Origin of the sequence: Clostridium sp. CAG:43 (assembly GCF_000434655.1) — a bacterium.
GTDB classification, from domain to species: Bacteria; Bacillota; Clostridia; order Lachnospirales; family Lachnospiraceae; genus Otoolea; species Otoolea fessa.
In genome coordinates, this window is record NZ_FR895049.1 from 33,653 (window position 1) to 36,350 (window position 2,698).

Below are 2,698 nucleotides of genomic sequence, written 5' to 3' on the forward strand. Positions count from 1 at the left end.
TTGGGCTGCTTCTTCCAGAACGAAGCAGCCCGACACAAGAAAGCAGACAGATGCAGATAAAAAGGCAGACTAAACTCAGCTTTTATCATGCTGGATGCAGCCTGATAAATTTCATTTTTTTACCAGAAAAGAGGCGCTCTTACGATGAAACATTCCGGTTATCTCACCACCTCCGGCGCAGAAATCTACTATGAACAGTACGGCTGCGGCACACCGCTCCTTATCCTGCATGGAAACAGCCAGTCCCTTGCCGTCTTTTATCCATTTCTGCGCACGTTTCTGCCCGATTTTCAGGTGATTCTGATGGACAGCCGGGGACATGGACGTTCCCGGCTGTCTGCCCACACAGCGCTCCACGGGTTCTCTACAGAGGATATGGCAGACGACGTTATCGCCCTGCTTAACCACTTACATCTTTCCTCCGTCCACCTGCTGGGATTCAGCGATGGTGCCAATATCGGGCTGGAGATCGCATGCAAATACCCGGAGCGGCTGAAAAAGCTCATCTGTATCAGCGCCAACGCCTCACCGGACGGGCTGCTCACGCCGCTATACCTTGCCGCCCAAATGCTGCACAGCATTTTAAATCTCCTGGGGAATCTCCTGCTGCCTGTTTTAAAATGCAGCTTCTCTTCTGCCTCTGCATCCTCTGGGTCCTCCGCGGTCTCTGCACTGTCCACCCCAAAAGTTTCCCTGCCATTTCAGAAGAATTTCTCTGTTTCCGCCACATCCGCAGTTTGTGCCGACAAAGAAAGGCAATGCCATTTCGGGTCAATTTTCCCCCGGATTCCGGCAGAACAAAAAAAGAAGCCTGACTTTCTTACCCGGCTGACGCACCGCGTCCTCCGCCGTCGAAATCTGACTTCTCTTTTACTTCACTCGCCCCGTTTAAGTGCCCGGAAATTGCAAACCATCTCCGTTCCTGTGCTGCTGATCGCCGGAACCCGGGATCTCATTAAGCCCTCACACTCCCGCTGGTTAGCAAGGCAGATTCCAACCAGTCGGCTTCTTTTAATGACCGGGGGACGGCATACTTCCATATTCCGGACACCGGCGCCTTATCTGCGCGCAATTCTGGCATTTCTGCGCCGCAGCTAAAGTATCCTCACTCTTCCTGCTGCTCCGCTTTCCTTGCTCCATTCACTTTTAGGTTCTATACTTTTCCTCTTCAAGCATCTCTACCGGACAGCATCCGCAGCTGCCGTGTTTCGAGCACTCAACTCAAAGCACCTCTCAGCACAACTTCCGCCCATTATCCACTTCTTCCTTCTGGCAGATCTCATCCAGCACCCAGTTTCCATCTTCCAGAACAAACCTCCAATATTCGAAGAAATCTTCCATTTTCCGGGAGCCCTTCAAAAGTTCTCCTGTTTCTTCGTGATACACATAGTCGATCATCTTTCCATGGATCAAATACCAGATATAGTCGCGGTCGTCGCCGTCCTCATTCTCCGCTTCCACCAAAATCGCATCCAGAAGCTGGATCCCTTCCATGACAAACACCTCATGGCGCATCCTGCTCCACTCAAATTTCGTCTGAAACTCCTGCTGCATCTTCTGGCTCAGGTAAGGATGCCCTTTTTCCAGATCACGATCCCGCCAGCATTCCTGAATCCGGTAATATGATTCCCGCACCCGTTCCTGTATCTCACTCCGATCCCAATGATCTTCTCCGATGGAAAATTCTTTCAATTTTTCACGGGCTGCTGCCTGTTTCTTTTTTGCCCGGTGCAGGTATGTAATGGTTCCGGCACTTCCCAGAATCACAAAGGTTCCCGTAAGCAAAAGCGCCTGAAACGCACCCGCCCGTCCGCCTTGTCCCCGGCTGCTGCTTGTATGATGATGGGAAGAACCACCTCCGCCACCTCCGCCGCCGGAAGCACCTCCCGCTCTGGCAAAGGCGGTAAAAGATCCAAGAACCATCATGGCTGCTGTCAGGCAAAGCAGGCGGACGAACGTTTTCCGGCACAAGCGACCTTTCTTTCCCAATCTGGAACCCACCCTGATTCCGCCGTTTTCATTTTCTCCCCTGCTTCTCCCCGTTGCTTTCACATCTCTCATATGAATTCTCCTAAAATCTCCCACACCTACTCGCGCTGCTGATCCTCCGGCTCCCTGCAGACATCCACCCAGCCTTTCGCTCCGGACACTTCTTCCAATTCCGGGATCGTGAGACGTACCGCACTGTGGTCGTCTCCCGCTGCCGGATAAACCGTCTCAAAACGCTTCAGGCTCTCATCCAGATACACTTCAATTCCATCCTTGATACCAAACGGGCAGACCCCACCCGGCGCATGACCGGTAACCTCCTCCACCTGCTCAAACGGGATCATCTTTGCTTTCACGTGAAACGTATCTTTATATTTCCGGTTATCCACTTTCGCAGTACCTTCTGTCAAAATCAATACCGGCTGTTCTCCCTGCAAAAAGGACATCGTTTTCGCAATCATCCCCGGCTCCACGCCTAATGCCTCCGCTGCCAGCGCAACCGTCGCTGTGGACTCTTTTAACTCAATAACATGATCCAAAAATCCGGCTTCCTTTAAGTAACTTTCTGCTTTTTCCAGTGACATGGTTGTTTTCCTCCCGTATCCTCTATCGATTGATCTGCCGTATCAATTTCTTTTATATTTTAGAACTCTTTCATCTTTCCCATCATATCACACTTTCATTTTCCATATCAATATTTCTATAAATA

At 50.9% G+C, this 2,698-nt stretch carries 3 protein-coding genes; 1 reads left to right on the top strand and 2 read right to left on the bottom strand.

Features of this window, described 5'->3' with window-relative positions; translation table 11 throughout:
• Positions 1-144: 144 nt before the first annotated feature.
• A complete protein-coding gene (locus QVO97_RS04190; RefSeq protein WP_022359142.1) occupies positions 145-1,098 on the top strand; it encodes an alpha/beta fold hydrolase in 954 nt (317 codons plus the stop codon).
• Positions 1,099-1,233: 135 nt separating this feature from the next.
• Here the strand turns inward: QVO97_RS04190 and QVO97_RS04195 are convergent, their stop codons facing one another.
• Positions 1,234-2,061 (bottom strand): Tim44 domain-containing protein, encoded by an 828-nt coding sequence (locus QVO97_RS04195; RefSeq protein ID WP_022359143.1) that lies wholly within the window; start codon positions 2,059-2,061, stop codon positions 1,234-1,236.
• A gap of 26 nt (positions 2,062-2,087) precedes the next feature.
• Positions 2,088-2,573, bottom strand: a complete 486-nt coding sequence (locus QVO97_RS04200) for a YbaK/EbsC family protein (RefSeq protein ID WP_022359144.1) — start codon at positions 2,571-2,573, stop codon at positions 2,088-2,090.
• Between the last annotated feature and the right edge of the window lie 125 nt (positions 2,574-2,698).